The sequence below is a fragment of the Marinobacterium aestuarii genome (assembly GCF_001651805.1).
Taxonomy (GTDB): Bacteria; Pseudomonadota; Gammaproteobacteria; order Pseudomonadales; family Balneatricaceae; genus Marinobacterium_A; species Marinobacterium_A aestuarii.
The window spans coordinates 4,738,818-4,752,906 of record NZ_CP015839.1; the positions used below are offsets into that span (position 1 = coordinate 4,738,818).

Below are 14,089 nucleotides of genomic sequence, written 5' to 3' on the forward strand. Positions count from 1 at the left end.
GGAATATCAGGAGGAGTGTTTGGCAAACAGGCTGCGTACTTTATCTGCCAGCGGCTTGCCGCAGGCGGCATCCACTTCCTGGTCCCACTTGGACTGAACACCGTTGATCAGGCTCAAACGCTTATCCTTGCTGATCGTGACGGCAGAACCACCGCCTTTCATCACCGCATTGCCGACACGGGCATCGACCCAGTCTTCATAGCGCGGCTTGAGCCAGGCTTCGGACTCCTGCGCCGCATCCAGCACGGCCTGCTGATGCTCGGCACTCAGGCCATCGAATTTTTTCTTGTTCATCATGTAAACGATATTGCCGTAGAACAGGTTGGCGTTAACCATGTGCGGCATCACGTTCCACAACTTCCAGGAGCTATAGGTGGCAACGCCCATGTTGATGCCATCAACCACGCCGCGCTCGGCCGACTGGAAGACTTCCTTGGGTGCAACAAAAACCGGCTTGCCACCCCAGTTTTCGATCATCATGCTGACCAGGGGTCCAATTGAACGCACCAGCTGACCGTCCAGCTTGCCAAGGCTCTCAACCGGCTTTTCGAACCACCATTCCTGGTCGTAGGAGTAGTTGGAATTGATCAGGGGCATCAGATTGACCGAGGCCGCCTCTTCACGCATCAGCTCGGAATATTCGGCATCCAGCTCGACCTGGTTTTCCAGATCAATGGCAGCCGGGTAAAGTGACGTCACGCGGTAGCAAGCCAGCCGCGTGTCGGCGGGCATCCAGCTGACGTCGGCGACACCACCCTGAACGGCATCGACACCTTCGCTCCAGCCATGCAGCGTGGATGAGGGGAAAATCATGACTTTTACGCCACCATCGGTCTTTTCCTTCACCAGTTCGGCGAAGTGTTTGAAGCCTTCGTAACGAATATCGGACTCATTGACGTAGGTCGAAACGCGAATGGTTTCGGCGGCCTGTACACTGCTGAATGCGGCCCCGAGTGCAACACATCCTGCCAGTAATGCCTGGGCGGTAAACCGGTTTTTCATGCAATTCTCCTGCTGTTTTTATAGTGCACCAGTACGGGATAGCCTGTGCTAGTGTTGGCGCCAGTATCAAACGCCATAGAGGCCTTTGCCCAATGCTAATTCCGACTGACGCTAGTCCGATTGCGTCCGTCAGCTCCGCAAGGTGCCTGACACTTGTGTTGGTATTGATACTCATGCATCGTAATTACTCGGAAAAGTCGGAAAACTACACTCTTGTGCTGCAATCGCAAACTCATTAAACATCTGAGCGTTTTTATTTCGCGCGAGAAGGAAAACCGATGGACCTGAAGTTGCTGGAAGATTTTGTCTGCCTGGCCCAATTACAGAACTTCACCGCCGCAGCCCGCGAGCGGCTGGTTACTCAATCGGCTTTCAGCAGACGAATCAAGGCGTTGGAAGAGTGGGTAGGAACAGATCTGGTCAACCGAGACTGCACCCCCCTGGCCCTGACACCCCAGGGAAAACTGTTTTACCGGGAAGCCGAAGTCATATTGCGCAAACTCTATAATTGCCGCGAGGAAGTTCGAGCATTGGGTAAAACCAGCGAACGGGAAATCGCTGTTGCAGCGCAAAATTCCATCGCCCAAACCCTGTTTCTCGACTGGGTAAAACGGGTGGAACGCAATTTCGGATCCATCTATGTTCGACTGGTATCGGAGAAACTAATCGACTGTGTTGAGCTGTTTACCCAGGGGCATGTGGATTATCTGTTCTGTTATGCCCACAAGAATATCGGCCTGCCACTGGACGACAGCCGCTTTGAATACACCCTGGTGGGGCGTGAGAAGCTGATTCCGGTGTCGGTGCCCAATGGGCAGACCCAAGAGCCGCTGTTCGCGCTGCCAGGCAACCCGGCCGAGCCGGTGCCCTTTGTCGCCTACACCCACGAAGCCTTATTTGGCAAAAGCATTGATCAGTTACTGCAAGACAAGGACCACCGCTGCTATGTACAGCGACGTTATGAAAACCCCTTTTCCCATACCCTCAAATCCATGGTGCTGGAAAAACTCGGCTTCGCCTGGCTCCCCTATTCGTCCATCCTGACGGACTTGCGGGACGGCCGGCTGTGCCGTGCCGGCGATGAACACTGGGATCTGGATTTCGATATACGCCTGTATCACCACTCCCGCGACAGCGAACTGAACCGTATTGTGCTGCAAACCTCGCGTGAGATGGACCAGAGAAACGCCTGAGAGCCGATCCGCCGCCTAGCCCTGGTTCGGGCTGTCCTTCAGCTGCTCCAGCAGTGCCCGGGCGGCCTGCAGATCAGCGGTATCCAGGCCTTCATCAAAAGCCTTGTAGCGGGCGATCAGCAACTCGTGGGCCTTATGTTGCCGGGCCGTCTGCTTGGCCCCTTGTTTGCCATGCTGCTTTTCGTGCAGGCATAGCCGGGCCAGATCCACGGCGGCGCGCAGCTCCAGCGAGCGACTGTCCTGTTTGGCTGCCAGAGTGATGGCCTGTTGCAGGCAGTCTTGTGCGACTTCCGGCTGTTCCAGCTGGAACACCCCCTTCAGCCGGTGCAGTTCGGGGGTATAGAGGTTTTCGCCGGTCTGTTTGACGCAGGCCAGAGCTTCATCCAGCACCTGTAGCGCCTCCTGCTTCTGGCCTGCCTTACCCAGGGACTCGGCCAGCAACGCCAGAAAATAGGGTTTGAGAAACTCGCCGCCGGTGGAGTGGTAATCCTGCATGCCCTGGCGAATGATCGCGATGCCTTCGACCGACTCTCCCTGCTCGGCGAGGGCCCAGCCACGCAGGATGCTGGCGCGGGCCTGCCAATAGGGAAAGCCCTGCTCGGTCGCAAGCGCAATAACCGACTCGGCCCACTCCCGCGCCTGTGTGACCTCACCGCGCAGATGATGCAACTCGGCCCTAAAGATCATCGGGTCCGCCAGGGTATAAGGGTTGGGGATCTGCTGCGCCAGTTCCAGCGCCTCCAGGCAGCGTCTTAGCGCCTGGTCGGGAAAGCCGCGATACCAGAGCGTCCAGGCACCTATAATCCGCCCCAGAATTCCCGGTTCGATGCCGTATACAAAAGTATGGCTGCCATGTTCGGTGGCATCATAGAGCGCCAGCACTTGGTCACAGTGCTGCTGGGCCGCATTCAGCTCGCCCCGAAACAGCGAGGTTGCCCCCAGAGCGCCATGGGCCTGTACCAGCAGAGCCGGGTCTGCGGCCGCCTGCGCCATCACCAGCAGCTGTTCGGCCATGGGCTGGGCGGCGCCAAAATCGGCCCTCAGGGTATAAAAACGCCGCAGCGCCACCAGCGCGGAAAACAGCTGCTGGCTGTCGCCAAGTTCGCGCGCCAGAATCTCGGCCCGGGTAAAGCACGCTTCAACCTCGGTGGCGCCAAAGCCGCGCACCGCCATCCAGACATGGCCCAGGCTGATCTGTAGCTGCAGCTCCAGTTCTGTACGCCGCGAGGTGTCGGGCAGTGCCGGCAGCAGGCTTTGTGCCTGGCGCAGGTGTGCCAGTGCCTCTTTACTGGCGGAGCGCCGCATCGCCTGATCTGCGGCCCGCAGCAGGTATTCCACCGCCTTGTCGGCATTGCCACTGCAGCTGTAATGGTGCGCAAGCTCGCTGCAGCGATCGTCCAGACTGGTGCTGAAGAGGGTTTCAATCGCCTGGGCCGTGCGTTCATGCAACCGGCTGCGACGCTCCTGCAGCAGCGAACCGTAGGCCACTTCCTGGGTCAGGCCATGCTTGAAGGTGTATTCAACCTCCGGAAAAGCCGGCCGTTCATACAGAAACTCCCCCGCCTGCAGGCGCGACAGTCCCCGCTTCAGATCATCTTCCGGCGGCCCCACCACCTGCTCCACCAGACTCCAGGGGAAATCCTTGCCGATCACCGCAAGGGTCTGCAGCAGGGCTTTCTCGGCCATGGCCAGACGGTCGATACGCGCGCTCAGCACCCCCTGCACTGTGGTGGGTATATGCAGATCCGCCGGCGCCTGCTGCAGCCGATAGGCACCCGCGCTGCCGCTGAGCACGGCCTCCTCCACCAGGGTCTGCACCACCTCTTCCAGAAAGAAGGGGTTGCCCTCGGTCTGAGTCATGATCAGAGGCTTGAGCGCCGCCAGGGATGCATCGTCTCCCAGCAGGGCGGCGAGCAGTTCCCCGGCTTCCATAGGCCCCAGCGGGTCGAGGCGCAGCTGGGTGTAGCAGCTTTTCTGGCCCCAGTCGTGCTGGTATTCGGGCCTGTAGTTCACCAGTAGCAGCATGCGGGCCGCGGGCACGCCGTCGCTAAGGGTTCTGAGGAAGGCTTCGGTTTCCCGATCCAGCCATTGCAGATCCTCGAAGATCAGCACCAGCGGCTGATCGAGACTTTCATGCACCAGCAGCTGGCGGATCGCCTCAAAGGTACGCTGGCGCCGCACCTGGCCATCCATCTGGCGCAGCGCAGAATCGGCCTCGGCGACCCCCAGCAGGTAGAACAGATAAGGCAGGCTCCCTTCCAGACTGCGGTCCAGCGTCAGCACCTTGCCGGTAATTTTCTCGCGCCGCTGGCGCTCATCATCCTTGGGCCCAATCTGCAGGTAGTTCTTCAGCAGCTCGATCAGCGGCAGGCACGCGAAGGCTTTGCCGTGGGAAACCGAAAAGGTCTCCAGTACCCGACAGGGCTGCTGTGCGCGGTGCTTGAACTCGTAATACAGCCGCGACTTGCCGACACCCGGCTCCCCCACCACACCGACGATCTGGCCCTGGCCGCTACAGGTCTTGTCCAGCGCCTGCTGCAGCTGCAGCATTTCGCCCTGGCGGCCGACAAAGCGAGCCAGCCCCCGGTGTGCAGCAACTTCCAGCCGGGTGCGCAGGGCGCCGAGCCCCTGCAGCTCATACACGGCCAGCGGCTCGGACAAGCCCTTGATTCGGGTGTCCCCCAGGGGCTTGAAGTCGAAATACCCCTCGGTCAGGCGATGGCTCGCTTCGCTCACCAGAATGGTACCGGGTGTAGCTATACCCTCCATGCGCGCGGCTATGTTGATGGTATTGCCCACAGGGTCGTAATCCGTGTGCAGATCATCGGTGCGGATTTCCCGCACCACCACCTCACCGCTATGGATGCCCACCCGCACCTGCAACGCGATGCCCTGTTCCAGCCGCAGGCGATCACTGTGATGACGAATCGTTTCCTGCATGCGCAGCGCCGCATAGAGTGCCCGCCTGGGATGATCTTCGTGGGCGATGGGCGCCCCGAACAGGGCCAGAATGCCGTCCCCCAGGGACTTGGCGACATAGCCCTCGTAATGATGCACAGCCTCCATCATCAGTTCGAGCACAGGGTCGATTAGTCGGCGCGCCTCTTCCGGATCCAGGTCCTGAATCAGCGCCGTGGAGCCGGTCATGTCCGCGAACAGCACGGTAATGGTCTTGCGCTCACCGCCATTGCCACCACGCGCCTGACGGGCACTCTGCTCGGCCAGAATCCGTTCGGCCAGATGCACCGGGGTGTACTGAATGGGCGCCGCCGTCGTGGCGGCAGGCAGTACCTCGGGAGCAGCATCCTCCAGTGCGATACCGCAGGCATTGCAGAAACGGGCAGCCGCACTCACGGACTGGCCACAACCCGGGCAGCAGCGCGCCATGCGGGTACCGCAGTGCTCGCAAAAGCGGGCGCCGGTTATATTGTCCTGGCCACAGTCAGTGCAGCGCATGGGGTTTGCTCGTCCTCCGTCTGGCGTTTACAGCACAGCATCCGTTGCCATTGTGCGCATTTCAGCTCAAAGCATAGCCGCAGTGCCATCAGCCATCATAGCGGTAGCCGACGCCGTGCACCGTGACGATAATCGCGGGGGTGCGCGGGTCCAGCTCCACCGCTTTGCGCAGTTTGGAAATATGCTGATCCAGGGTGCGGCTGCTGGGAAGATAATGGCGCCCCCAGCATTCATCAAACAGCTCGTCACGGCTCAGTACCCGGCCGGGATTGCGGTGCAGCAACTGCAGAATCTGCATGTCCCTGAGGCTCAGGTCGATACGGCTGCCATTGCGTTCGGCCCGTAACTGCGCCGGCAGCACCCGCAGATCCGCCATCTGGAAGCTGTCATCTTCGGCGGGCAGCATGCGCCGCGCCAGGCAGCGCCGCGTGACGGCACGAATGCGCGCCACCACTTCCCGGCTGCCAAAGGGTTTCTTGATATAGTCATCGGCGCCGAGTTCCAGCCCCAGCACCTGATCGATTTCCTCCGACTTGGCGCTGATAAAAATCACCGGCAACTGCTGGTCCTGCTGACGGATACGCCGGCACAGGCTGTAGCCGTCCTGCCCCGGCATCATGATATCCAGCAATACCAGATCGGGCCTGTGCTGCTCGAACAGCGCCCAGGCCTGGTCGCCATCGGCGGCCTCCAGGCAGCTATAGCCTTCGGCCTCCAGCAGCTCCGCCAATCCCAGGCGAATATTCAGATCATCTTCGGCAATCAGTATTTTCATGGCTTTAGCTCCAGCCGAATCAGAAAAGAGGCGCCCTGCCCGCCGGGCTCCAGGGTCAGGTCACCACCGTGGGCGCGGGCCAGTTCGCGCGCCAGCCCCAAACCAATACCCGTGCCCGCCACGCCATCGGTGAGCTTGTTGCTGCTGCGATAAAACGGTTCGAAGATGCGCTGCTGCTCGCCGGGCTCAATCCCCGGGCCCTGGTCCTGTAGCCGGATGTAAATGCTTGAGCCCTGTAACCAGGATTCAAGCCGCAGGCGGCCACTGTTGGGCGCATATTTCTCACAGTTGCTCAGCAGGTTATTGAGAATCTGTTCCAGCGCGCCGGCATCGTAGCGCAGCCTGGCGCCTATCCCGGCGACAAATTCGGCCTCGATACCACGTTGCTGCAGCAGAGGTACAAAGGTCTGCAGGATGCGGTCAATCTGCTCATCCACATCAGCGGATTCAAACCGCAACTGCAGCTGCTGGCGCTGCAACCGGGAGAAGCTCAGCACGTTGTCGATCAGGCGGGACAGGCGCTGACTCTCGCCGGTAATAACATTCAGATAGCGCAGCACCCCCGGATCCTGCTCCTCGTCCGCCAGGCGTTCCTGCAGCATTTCGGCGTACAGGCGCACATTGGTCAGGGGGGTTTTCAGCTCGTGGGACACCTGATTAACAAAATTGACCCGCTGACGGGCCAGGCGCAACTCCCGCCCATGCTCGCGGTACAGCAGATAGCCCAGCAGGCCCAGCCCCAGTGCCAGTAGCAGCAGCGGCGCCACCTGCGTGAGCGCGCCCTGGGCTCCGGCCTGAGTACCGGCGGGAGCATGGTACTCAAGCCGCCAGCTGCCCAGCGGATGGTTCAGCCAGAGTACGCGCAGTGCATTGCCCTGGGCCCGGTAACCACCCCAGCTGTAAAGGGTGCTGCCACGGCTGTCCAGCAGGCGAATTTCGGCATTGCCCAACTGCTGGTCGCCCAGCTCGCCCTCCGGCAAGCGGTTGATCAGATCCGACAGCAGGCGTGCGCTGTTAAGCACAAAGCCCAGTGTCCGCCCCCGGTCATCGCGCCACCAGTACACCTGCATCAGGCCGGTGTTGGCGTGCCAGGCAATCCAGCCAGAAGGCGCGGTGGCAGCAGCTTCGGTCTTGGCTGCCACACGGTCTGCGTCCGCCAGATCCAGCGCCAGCTCGGCCGGGGCCGACGGCGCCCGCAGCTGGCCACTGGCCAGATAACTGGAGGAATCACCCGCCGCCAGCACCGGTGCCTGCTGCCGCTGATCCACGGGATCGACAGCCGCCGGGCGAAACAGGTCCGGCGACTGCCACAGCGGCTGCATCTGCTCGACAAAACGCTGCTCCGCCTGGCTCAGCGGTGCGAAGCGCGGAGGGAAAAGCCGCTCGCTATTCCCGTCGCCGCCCAGCACAAACAGCTGCTCCACGTAGACCGAGTCCTTGATAAAGGCGCGCAAGTTTTCACTGCTGTAGTCGGGGTCCGTCTGACGCTGCAGGCGCTGTGCCTGTTGCTGCAGCACGCCTTCGAGCTGACGAAAATGCGTCTGCAGCTGCTGATCCACCGACTGCAGCTGCTGCTCTATCAGCGTCTGCAGCTGCAACCCCACCAGCTGCTGCTCGTTGTGCTGCAGGCGCAGGCCGAGCCAACCCAGCAGCAGCACGGGCAGAAGCACCAGTAGAATCAGCAGTAGCGGGGCGCGATACTTCACAGGCTCAGAGGTCTCCCTGCTCCGTTAATAGGTCTGCTGGGTTGAGCGCTTGTACTGGCGTTCGCGCAATTCCTTGCGCTTGCGGTTCCAGTCATCTTCCGAGGATATGTCATCGGCGTCCTGCAGCGCTTCTGCTTCCTGGGCCTCCAGTTTCGGTGAACTCAGACTGTCGGCCTTGGAGCCCAGCAGCTTGGCACTTTTCTGCAGAATACTTCTGGCCCCTTCGATATCACCCTGGTCACGCCGTTCCAGCGCCTGGCGGCTGTATTCATTGGCCACCTGTTCCACCGCAGACTCCAGTGCCGGTTTGTCGACCGCCTGCTGCACTTCCTGCGCCGAGGCACTGAAGGCGACCTGTACCAGGCCGCTGAGCTGGCGTTTTTCCCGCAGCGCCAGATTGTTGTAATCCAGCTGCACCTCGGCCAGATCCAGGGTACTGCCGGCGGCGTGGGCCGGGACTTCCACCTCGAGAATAACGAACTTTTCCTGCTCGCTGTAGAGCGAACTCAGACGGGTGCGCACCCGGTCGCCGATCACCTCAGCCTCACGCCCGATCAGACGCAGCGGCCGCACGCCATTGAGGCAGCGAATTTCGATGTTCAAATCCTGCGCCACGACGGACATCACATCGCCGAATTCATATTGAAAGATACGTTCAAGATCCGCGGCATTTTCGACAAAGGCATGGTTACCGTCGCTAAAGCCCGCCAGCTGGGTCATCAGGTCTTCGTTGTAGCCCAGCCCCAGGCCGATGGTGGTGACACTGATACCTTCCTTGGCCAGGGACTGGCCCAGGCGGCCCAGTTCATGGGGCGACTGGGGCCCAACATTGGCCAGGCCATCGGACAGCAATATGACCCGGCTCACCTGCTGGCGCTCAAGAAACTTGCGCACTTCCCGCGCGCCCTTGCTGACGCCGGCAAAGAGCGCCGTATTGCCGCCGGCCTGCAGCCGGCGAATAGCACGATAAATTGACTGCCGATCTTCCACCCGGGTGGCCGGTACCACCACCTGGACGCGGGAGTCATAACTGATCACCGAGACGATATCCCGCGCATCCAGGCTCGCAATCGCCATAATGGCCGCCTCACGCGCATTGGCGATTTTCTCGCCGCTCATGGAGCCCGACTTGTCGAGCACTATGGCGACATTCACCGGCGAGCGCTGCGCCAGGCTTTCCTGCTCGAACCCCTGCAGGGCTATCTTGATAAAGGCCGTCTGAGTGCTGCCCGCGTCCATCACGGGCGTGGCCAGACTCAGATTAAGGCCCACGTCCCGCGCCTGTACCGCCAGCGGCAGCCAAAGCACGAGTAGCAGTAGTGGCCGCAGCCAGCAATGATGTTTTATCCCAGTTTGCATGATCGTTCTCCCCCGGTTGAGTGTATACAGTGCCGGTCACGCTGTAATCGTCACTGTCTGTGTGCACTCTAGGGCGCCCGCGCTCCCGGGCGGTCAGACAAACGTATGGGTGTTGTAAAAAGATTGTAAGCCAGCAGGCGGCTGGCCCCTGACACTGATCAAAATTCGACCGCACACCGCTATCTGTGATATAAAGCGGCGCACTTACAGAATCAGCTTTTTTGAAGGTAATACACGATGGCGATCATCCGCTGGATTCTTGGACGTATCATTCTGCTACTCGACTTCCTGACCCGCCCAAGGGGCATCAAGCGTGCACCTGAGCAACAGGCTGTGCTGGATCTGCAGACCTCGCGCCTGTCACTGTACCAGTACGCCGCCTGCCCGTTTTGCGTCAAGGTACGCCGCGCCATGCGTCGTCAGTCGCTGAAGATTGAAACAAGGGATGCGAAAAAACAGGCCGACTATCGTCAGGAACTGCTGCAACAGGGTGGACAGCTGAAAGTACCCTGCCTGCGCATTGAAAGCGAAAACGGCGATGTACAGTGGATGTATGAATCGTCGGATATAGTGCGCTACCTGGACTCGGTTGCGGCGGTTTAAGGCTGCTCGACTGGCTCCCAATGGGAGCCCACGCTGGATCTATGCGGGCAGATTGCAGGCTCTATAATCTGCCCGCTTCGACAATAACAACAATCTCGATTACAGACGGCACACCCATGTGTGCTGATACTGGCTTTTGCGGTTATCCTGCTATAGCCAGACGACCCTTTATCCATTGTTATTGGCGAGATCAGATTAATGTCAGACTACCCGACGCTCGAAGAAATGGGCATTAGCTCCTTCGAAGACATCACCAAGTACAGCCTGCGCCGCGAAAGCGATGTGGATGTGCTGAAAATTTACTACAAGCGCCCCAAGGCTTCGCTGCTGTCACGCAGCAAGAAATTCACCTTTGCCCGGCCGCGCAAGTCCATCCCGATGCAGTTTCGCAGCGGTGAAAAGTGGGACAGCCTGACCGACAGCAGCCCGACGCTGCAGAGCGCCGTGATTGAGCTGAACAAGCTGACCACCCAGCCTGCCGCACTGCCGCCGGAAGATGTGAAAGCCCGCTTCCTGGAAGATCTGAATCACCTCGAAACCGTGGTGAACTCAAAGATCGACGAACTGCGTCGCCAGATCGAGAGCATGAAGTAATGCGCTTTGCCGGCGGTGGCCCAGCGGCCACTGCCTGCTACTCTACCTGATACCTCTCAAGGTACCCGCGGAACCTGAAACGACTTAGTGCGACTCGCTGGCTTCCTGCTGTGCCTGCTTTTGCTCCAGCATCATTTCGCCCATCTTGCGGCCGAAAACTTCCATCACCGCATCCGGATTGTCCTGGCATTCTTCAAATGCCGACACCATGGCCTGCAGCGTGGGCAGGGTCTTGTCCACCAGCTCGTTGATGTAAACCTCGGCCGTTACATTGGTATAACGCTCGTAGTCCGCAAAAAGCTTCGCCGCCTGTTCGCTGAGTTTGATTTCCACGCTTGCTGCAGCCATCTCGTCACCTTCGTTTTTTTTATAACTGTGTCTTTTATAAATCGAGGCGCCATTCAGGGCGCATTATTTCATCATGACCAGCAAGGCCCGCTGTGGCTAGATCCAGCCTTGGTGCTTGGGTGGAACCAAGCATCCCTGATTAATACATATCCCCCTCCTGACTGGCATCATCGTTCAGTGGCGACTGGCGCTAGAGCATTGCCGCCAAAGCCCCTACTCTGTCAGACGGACCATCAGGGCTCTCTCTGTACCAGAACAGGACAGCCGCCCAGCCCAACTGCCGCCACCCTTTGCCGACAACCTGGAGATCTCATGCACAAGTACCCGACACTCTCTGCCATGGGGATTACCGAGGTTGAGTCCATTGCGCGCTATACGCTCAAGGAAGGCAGCCACAGCGACGAACTCAAGGTCTACTTCCACTGCACAGGGGGCAACAGCCAGCCCCACAGCATGAAATTCGATTTCCAGCGATTGGCCACAAATACCGCCGCCGCCGAGTTGCTCAGCGCACTGGACGAGCTGCAGCAACTTACCCGCCAGGGCCAGCCCGCCCCCACACGGGAACAGCTGCTGGGCGAGCTGAACCACCTCGAAAAGGTCGTCAGCGCCAAGATCGCAGAGATGCGCTTCAACCTGAAACAGTGGCACTGAGCCCTTGAGCGCCCCTTCAGCAATCGCCTTTGCTACACTGCCTGAGTAGCACTGAAACGCTCAGGTATCGCCATATGTTTCCCATCAATAACGCCCTATCGGCCGGCTCTGCACTGCTGCAACAAGCCCAGTCCAGTATTGGCCAGCGCGCCGGTGAACTGGCCCAGATGGCGGGCAGCCATTCGGCAAACATAGCTCGCACCAGCAACATCGAATCTCTCACCGGCCTGCAGCAGGCCGAAACCTATGCTCTCTCCGGTATCAAGGTCATCCAGGCCGCTGACAATGTCATAGGTACCCTGCTGGATATCAGGGCTTAAGGCCCCGCAGGAAGCCCAGGCCTCGCGCCTCCCCCAGCACTGCTGGCCGTCTACACTGAAGAGTACCCCGCGCATTGCAGCGGTATGCGGCAATCGGCGGAACCTCGGCCACGATACACTCTACGCAGTGAGACAGTTGCATGAGCCAGTCCCAGGGCCAGCGCAAGCTTGCCGCCATTCTCAGTGCCGATGTCGTCGGCTACTCCCGCCTGATGGGCGAAGACGAGCGGGCAACCATCGATACGCTCAAGGAGTATCAGCAGGCCATTGGGCGGGTGATCGAGCGCCATATGGGCCGCATTGTCGACGCTCCCGGCGACAATATTCTGGCCGAGTTCCCCAGTGCCGTGGAAGCTGTGAACGGCGCCGTCGAGATTCAAAAAGTGCTGGAAGGCCGTAACCTGGAACTGCCGACTGACAGGCGCATGGAGTTTCGCATCGGCGTCAACCTCGGCGATGTTATCGAAGACGATAGCGGCACCATCTTCGGCGATGGCGTCAATATCGCCGCCCGTATGGAAGCCCTCGCGGAACCCGGCGGCATTTGTATCTCCAGTTCCGTCTACGACGCCGTGGAAGGCAAGGTGCACTTCGGCTACGACTTCCTCGGTGAACAGCACGTCAAGAACATCGCCAAACCGGTGAGCGTCTACCGGGTGCGCGCCAACGATCAGCACACAACCGACAGCCCCGGCACATCCAGGCCCCGCTGGTTGCTGCCCGCCCTGGGCACCTTGTCGGGCCTGGCCGCGGGGGCCCTGCTGGTCTGGCTGCTGTTACCGGCCACGCCCACGGAGGCGCCAACACCCGCACCGGCACCGACGGCGGCACCGCCGCCTGTACAGCCCTCCCCCTACCTGCTGGTCGGCCAGCTGGTGGACCAGAGCGGCATAGCCTCCGGCACCGGGCGTATCTATGGCCAGGCGATGATCGACGCCAGCAACTGGATCAATGCCAACGGCGGCGTGAATGGCCGCCTGATCGACCTGGATACGATCGATACCTCCTATTTGGTTCCGCGGGCGCTCGAAGGCTATCGCAAATGGAAAACACAGCAGGTACTGGCCATTCATGGCTGGAGCACCCCCTCCACCGAGGCCCTGATCGGCGCTGTGGCCGAGGACGAAATACCCTATTTTTCAGCCTCCTACGCCGCCTCGCTGACCGACCCCACAGGCCGGGGCGCCGGCGGTCGGGCCGCGCCCTACAATTTTTTCTACGGTCCCTCCTACTCGGACGCCTGCCGTGGCCTGCTGCAGTGGGCGAAGGACGACTGGACAGCACGGGGTAACAGCACCGCGCCGCGCTTCGTCCACATGGGCGAAAATCACCCCTACCCCAATGCGCCGAAAAATGCCTGTCAGGCCTACGCCCGGGAGCTCGGCTTCGAGGTACTGCCGGTCATAGCGGTATCCATGGCCCCGGATGACTTCAGCGCCCAGTGCGAACGCCTAAACACCGAGCGCGCCGATTACGCCTACCTGGCCAACACCACCGCCTCGGTTTCCGTGTTGCTGACACAGTGCCAGGCATTGCAGGTGCACACCCAGTTCATGGTGAATATCTGGGGCTTTGACGAGAACGTGATGCAGGCAGCCGGCAGCGCTGCCGATGGCGTGGTCTGGGTCATGGGCGCCGCCAAGTGGGGCGACGATGTCCCGGGCATGTATACCGTGCAGGAAGTCTCCAAAATGTCGGATCCCAGCGGCCAGACGTACCGACCGGTGCACTACATCCGCGGCGTCTGTTCGATGTTCCTTATCAAGGAAGCCATGGAGTGGGCCGACAGGAACGGCGGCATCAGCGGCGCCAATATCCGCCAGGGTATTTACCAGCACAGGGACTGGGTGCCGGCTGGGCTTGAGGGGGTCTGCTCACCGGCCAGCTGGACGCCCGATGATCATCGCGGCGTGACACGGGTGCTGATCTATCGCAGCCACGTCACGGGCCCGACCGATGCGCCCGTGGCGGACCTGATCGACCGGGGCATCATCCGCATGGAGCGCGTCTACTCCACCGACATCCCGCGCCGGCCCGAATGGCTGGGGCTTTGAGGTTGCCAGAGCGAACACCTGGGCA

At 60.5% G+C, this 14,089-nt stretch carries 12 protein-coding genes; 6 read left to right on the forward strand and 6 right to left on the reverse strand.

Annotated elements, in window-relative coordinates:
* Window positions 1-6: 6 nt before the first annotated feature.
* Complete coding sequence (gene dctP / locus A8C75_RS20745) at window positions 7-1,002, reverse strand: TRAP transporter substrate-binding protein DctP (protein ID WP_067386262.1); 996 nt, start codon at window positions 1,000-1,002, stop codon at window positions 7-9.
* 278 nt (window positions 1,003-1,280) lie between these two features.
* On the opposite strand from dctP, the gene A8C75_RS20750 reads away from it, so the two are divergent.
* Complete coding sequence (locus tag A8C75_RS20750) at window positions 1,281-2,195, forward strand: LysR family transcriptional regulator (protein ID WP_067386263.1); 915 nt, start codon at window positions 1,281-1,283, stop codon at window positions 2,193-2,195.
* A 15-nt stretch (window positions 2,196-2,210) separates the two neighbouring features.
* Here the strand turns inward: A8C75_RS20750 and A8C75_RS20755 are convergent, their stop codons facing one another.
* The 4 genes from A8C75_RS20755 to A8C75_RS20770 all read right to left on the reverse strand — a co-directional run bounded on the left by A8C75_RS20755 (window position 2,211) and on the right by A8C75_RS20770 (window position 9,491).
* Complete coding sequence (locus tag A8C75_RS20755) at window positions 2,211-5,651, reverse strand: adenylate/guanylate cyclase domain-containing protein (protein WP_067386264.1); 3,441 nt, start codon at window positions 5,649-5,651, stop codon at window positions 2,211-2,213.
* A gap of 88 nt (window positions 5,652-5,739) precedes the next feature.
* Complete coding sequence (locus tag A8C75_RS20760) at window positions 5,740-6,426, reverse strand: response regulator transcription factor (RefSeq protein WP_067386265.1); 687 nt, start codon at window positions 6,424-6,426, stop codon at window positions 5,740-5,742.
* Window positions 6,423-8,132 (reverse strand): sensor histidine kinase, encoded by a 1,710-nt coding sequence (locus tag A8C75_RS20765; RefSeq protein ID WP_067386266.1) that lies wholly within the window; start codon window positions 8,130-8,132, stop codon window positions 6,423-6,425. The genes A8C75_RS20760 and A8C75_RS20765 overlap by 4 nt, the downstream gene beginning before the upstream one ends.
* 24 nt (window positions 8,133-8,156) lie before the next feature.
* On the reverse strand, window positions 8,157-9,491 hold the full coding sequence (locus tag A8C75_RS20770; protein WP_067386267.1) for a vWA domain-containing protein: 1,335 nt from the start codon (window positions 9,489-9,491) through the stop codon (window positions 8,157-8,159).
* A 237-nt stretch (window positions 9,492-9,728) separates the two neighbouring features.
* Between A8C75_RS20770 and A8C75_RS20775 the strand changes: the two genes are divergently transcribed.
* Window positions 9,729-10,094: a glutathione S-transferase N-terminal domain-containing protein gene (locus tag A8C75_RS20775; RefSeq protein WP_067386268.1), complete on the forward strand. Its 366-nt coding sequence runs from the start codon at window positions 9,729-9,731 to the stop codon at window positions 10,092-10,094.
* 198 nt (window positions 10,095-10,292) lie between these two features.
* On the forward strand, window positions 10,293-10,688 hold the full coding sequence (locus tag A8C75_RS20780) for a DUF3461 family protein (RefSeq protein ID WP_067386269.1): 396 nt from the start codon (window positions 10,293-10,295) through the stop codon (window positions 10,686-10,688).
* Between the two features lie 84 nt (window positions 10,689-10,772).
* Here the strand turns inward: A8C75_RS20780 and A8C75_RS20785 are convergent, their stop codons facing one another.
* Window positions 10,773-11,036, reverse strand: coding sequence for a hypothetical protein (locus A8C75_RS20785; protein ID WP_067386270.1), 264 nt, complete (start codon window positions 11,034-11,036; stop codon window positions 10,773-10,775).
* A 312-nt stretch (window positions 11,037-11,348) separates the two neighbouring features.
* Between A8C75_RS20785 and A8C75_RS20790 the strand changes: the two genes are divergently transcribed.
* The 3 genes from A8C75_RS20790 to A8C75_RS23235 all read left to right on the forward strand — a co-directional run bounded on the left by A8C75_RS20790 (window position 11,349) and on the right by A8C75_RS23235 (window position 14,064).
* Entirely contained in the window at window positions 11,349-11,690 is a 342-nt protein-coding gene (locus A8C75_RS20790) for a DUF3461 family protein (protein ID WP_067386271.1), read from the forward strand.
* Window positions 11,691-11,764: 74 nt separating this feature from the next.
* Window positions 11,765-12,010 (forward strand): hypothetical protein, encoded by a 246-nt coding sequence (locus tag A8C75_RS20795; RefSeq protein WP_067386272.1) that lies wholly within the window; start codon window positions 11,765-11,767, stop codon window positions 12,008-12,010.
* Window positions 12,011-12,150: 140 nt separating this feature from the next.
* Window positions 12,151-14,064, forward strand: a complete 1,914-nt coding sequence (locus A8C75_RS23235) for an ABC transporter substrate-binding protein (RefSeq protein ID WP_084784185.1) — start codon at window positions 12,151-12,153, stop codon at window positions 14,062-14,064.
* Window positions 14,065-14,089 lie beyond the last annotated feature (25 nt).

Bases quoted from the DNA above. Each gene is read 5' to 3' on its own strand.
- dctP (WP_067386262.1), bottom strand. From the start codon at position 1,002: ATGAAAAACCGGTTTACCGCCCAGGCATTACTGGCAGGATGTGTTGCA.
- A8C75_RS20750 (WP_067386263.1), top strand. From the start codon at position 1,281: ATGGACCTGAAGTTGCTGGAAGATTTTGTCTGCCTGGCCCAATTACAG.
- A8C75_RS20755 (WP_067386264.1), bottom strand. From the start codon at position 5,651: ATGCGCTGCACTGACTGTGGCCAGGACAATATAACCGGCGCCCGCTTT.
- A8C75_RS20760 (WP_067386265.1), bottom strand. From the start codon at position 6,426: ATGAAAATACTGATTGCCGAAGATGATCTGAATATTCGCCTGGGATTG.
- A8C75_RS20770 (WP_067386267.1), bottom strand. From the start codon at position 9,491: ATGCAAACTGGGATAAAACATCATTGCTGGCTGCGGCCACTACTGCTA.
- A8C75_RS20775 (WP_067386268.1), top strand. From the start codon at position 9,729: ATGGCGATCATCCGCTGGATTCTTGGACGTATCATTCTGCTACTCGAC.
- A8C75_RS20780 (WP_067386269.1), top strand. From the start codon at position 10,293: ATGTCAGACTACCCGACGCTCGAAGAAATGGGCATTAGCTCCTTCGAA.
- A8C75_RS20785 (WP_067386270.1), bottom strand. From the start codon at position 11,036: ATGGCTGCAGCAAGCGTGGAAATCAAACTCAGCGAACAGGCGGCGAAG.
- A8C75_RS20790 (WP_067386271.1), top strand. From the start codon at position 11,349: ATGCACAAGTACCCGACACTCTCTGCCATGGGGATTACCGAGGTTGAG.
- A8C75_RS20795 (WP_067386272.1), top strand. From the start codon at position 11,765: ATGTTTCCCATCAATAACGCCCTATCGGCCGGCTCTGCACTGCTGCAA.
- A8C75_RS23235 (WP_084784185.1), top strand. From the start codon at position 12,151: ATGAGCCAGTCCCAGGGCCAGCGCAAGCTTGCCGCCATTCTCAGTGCC.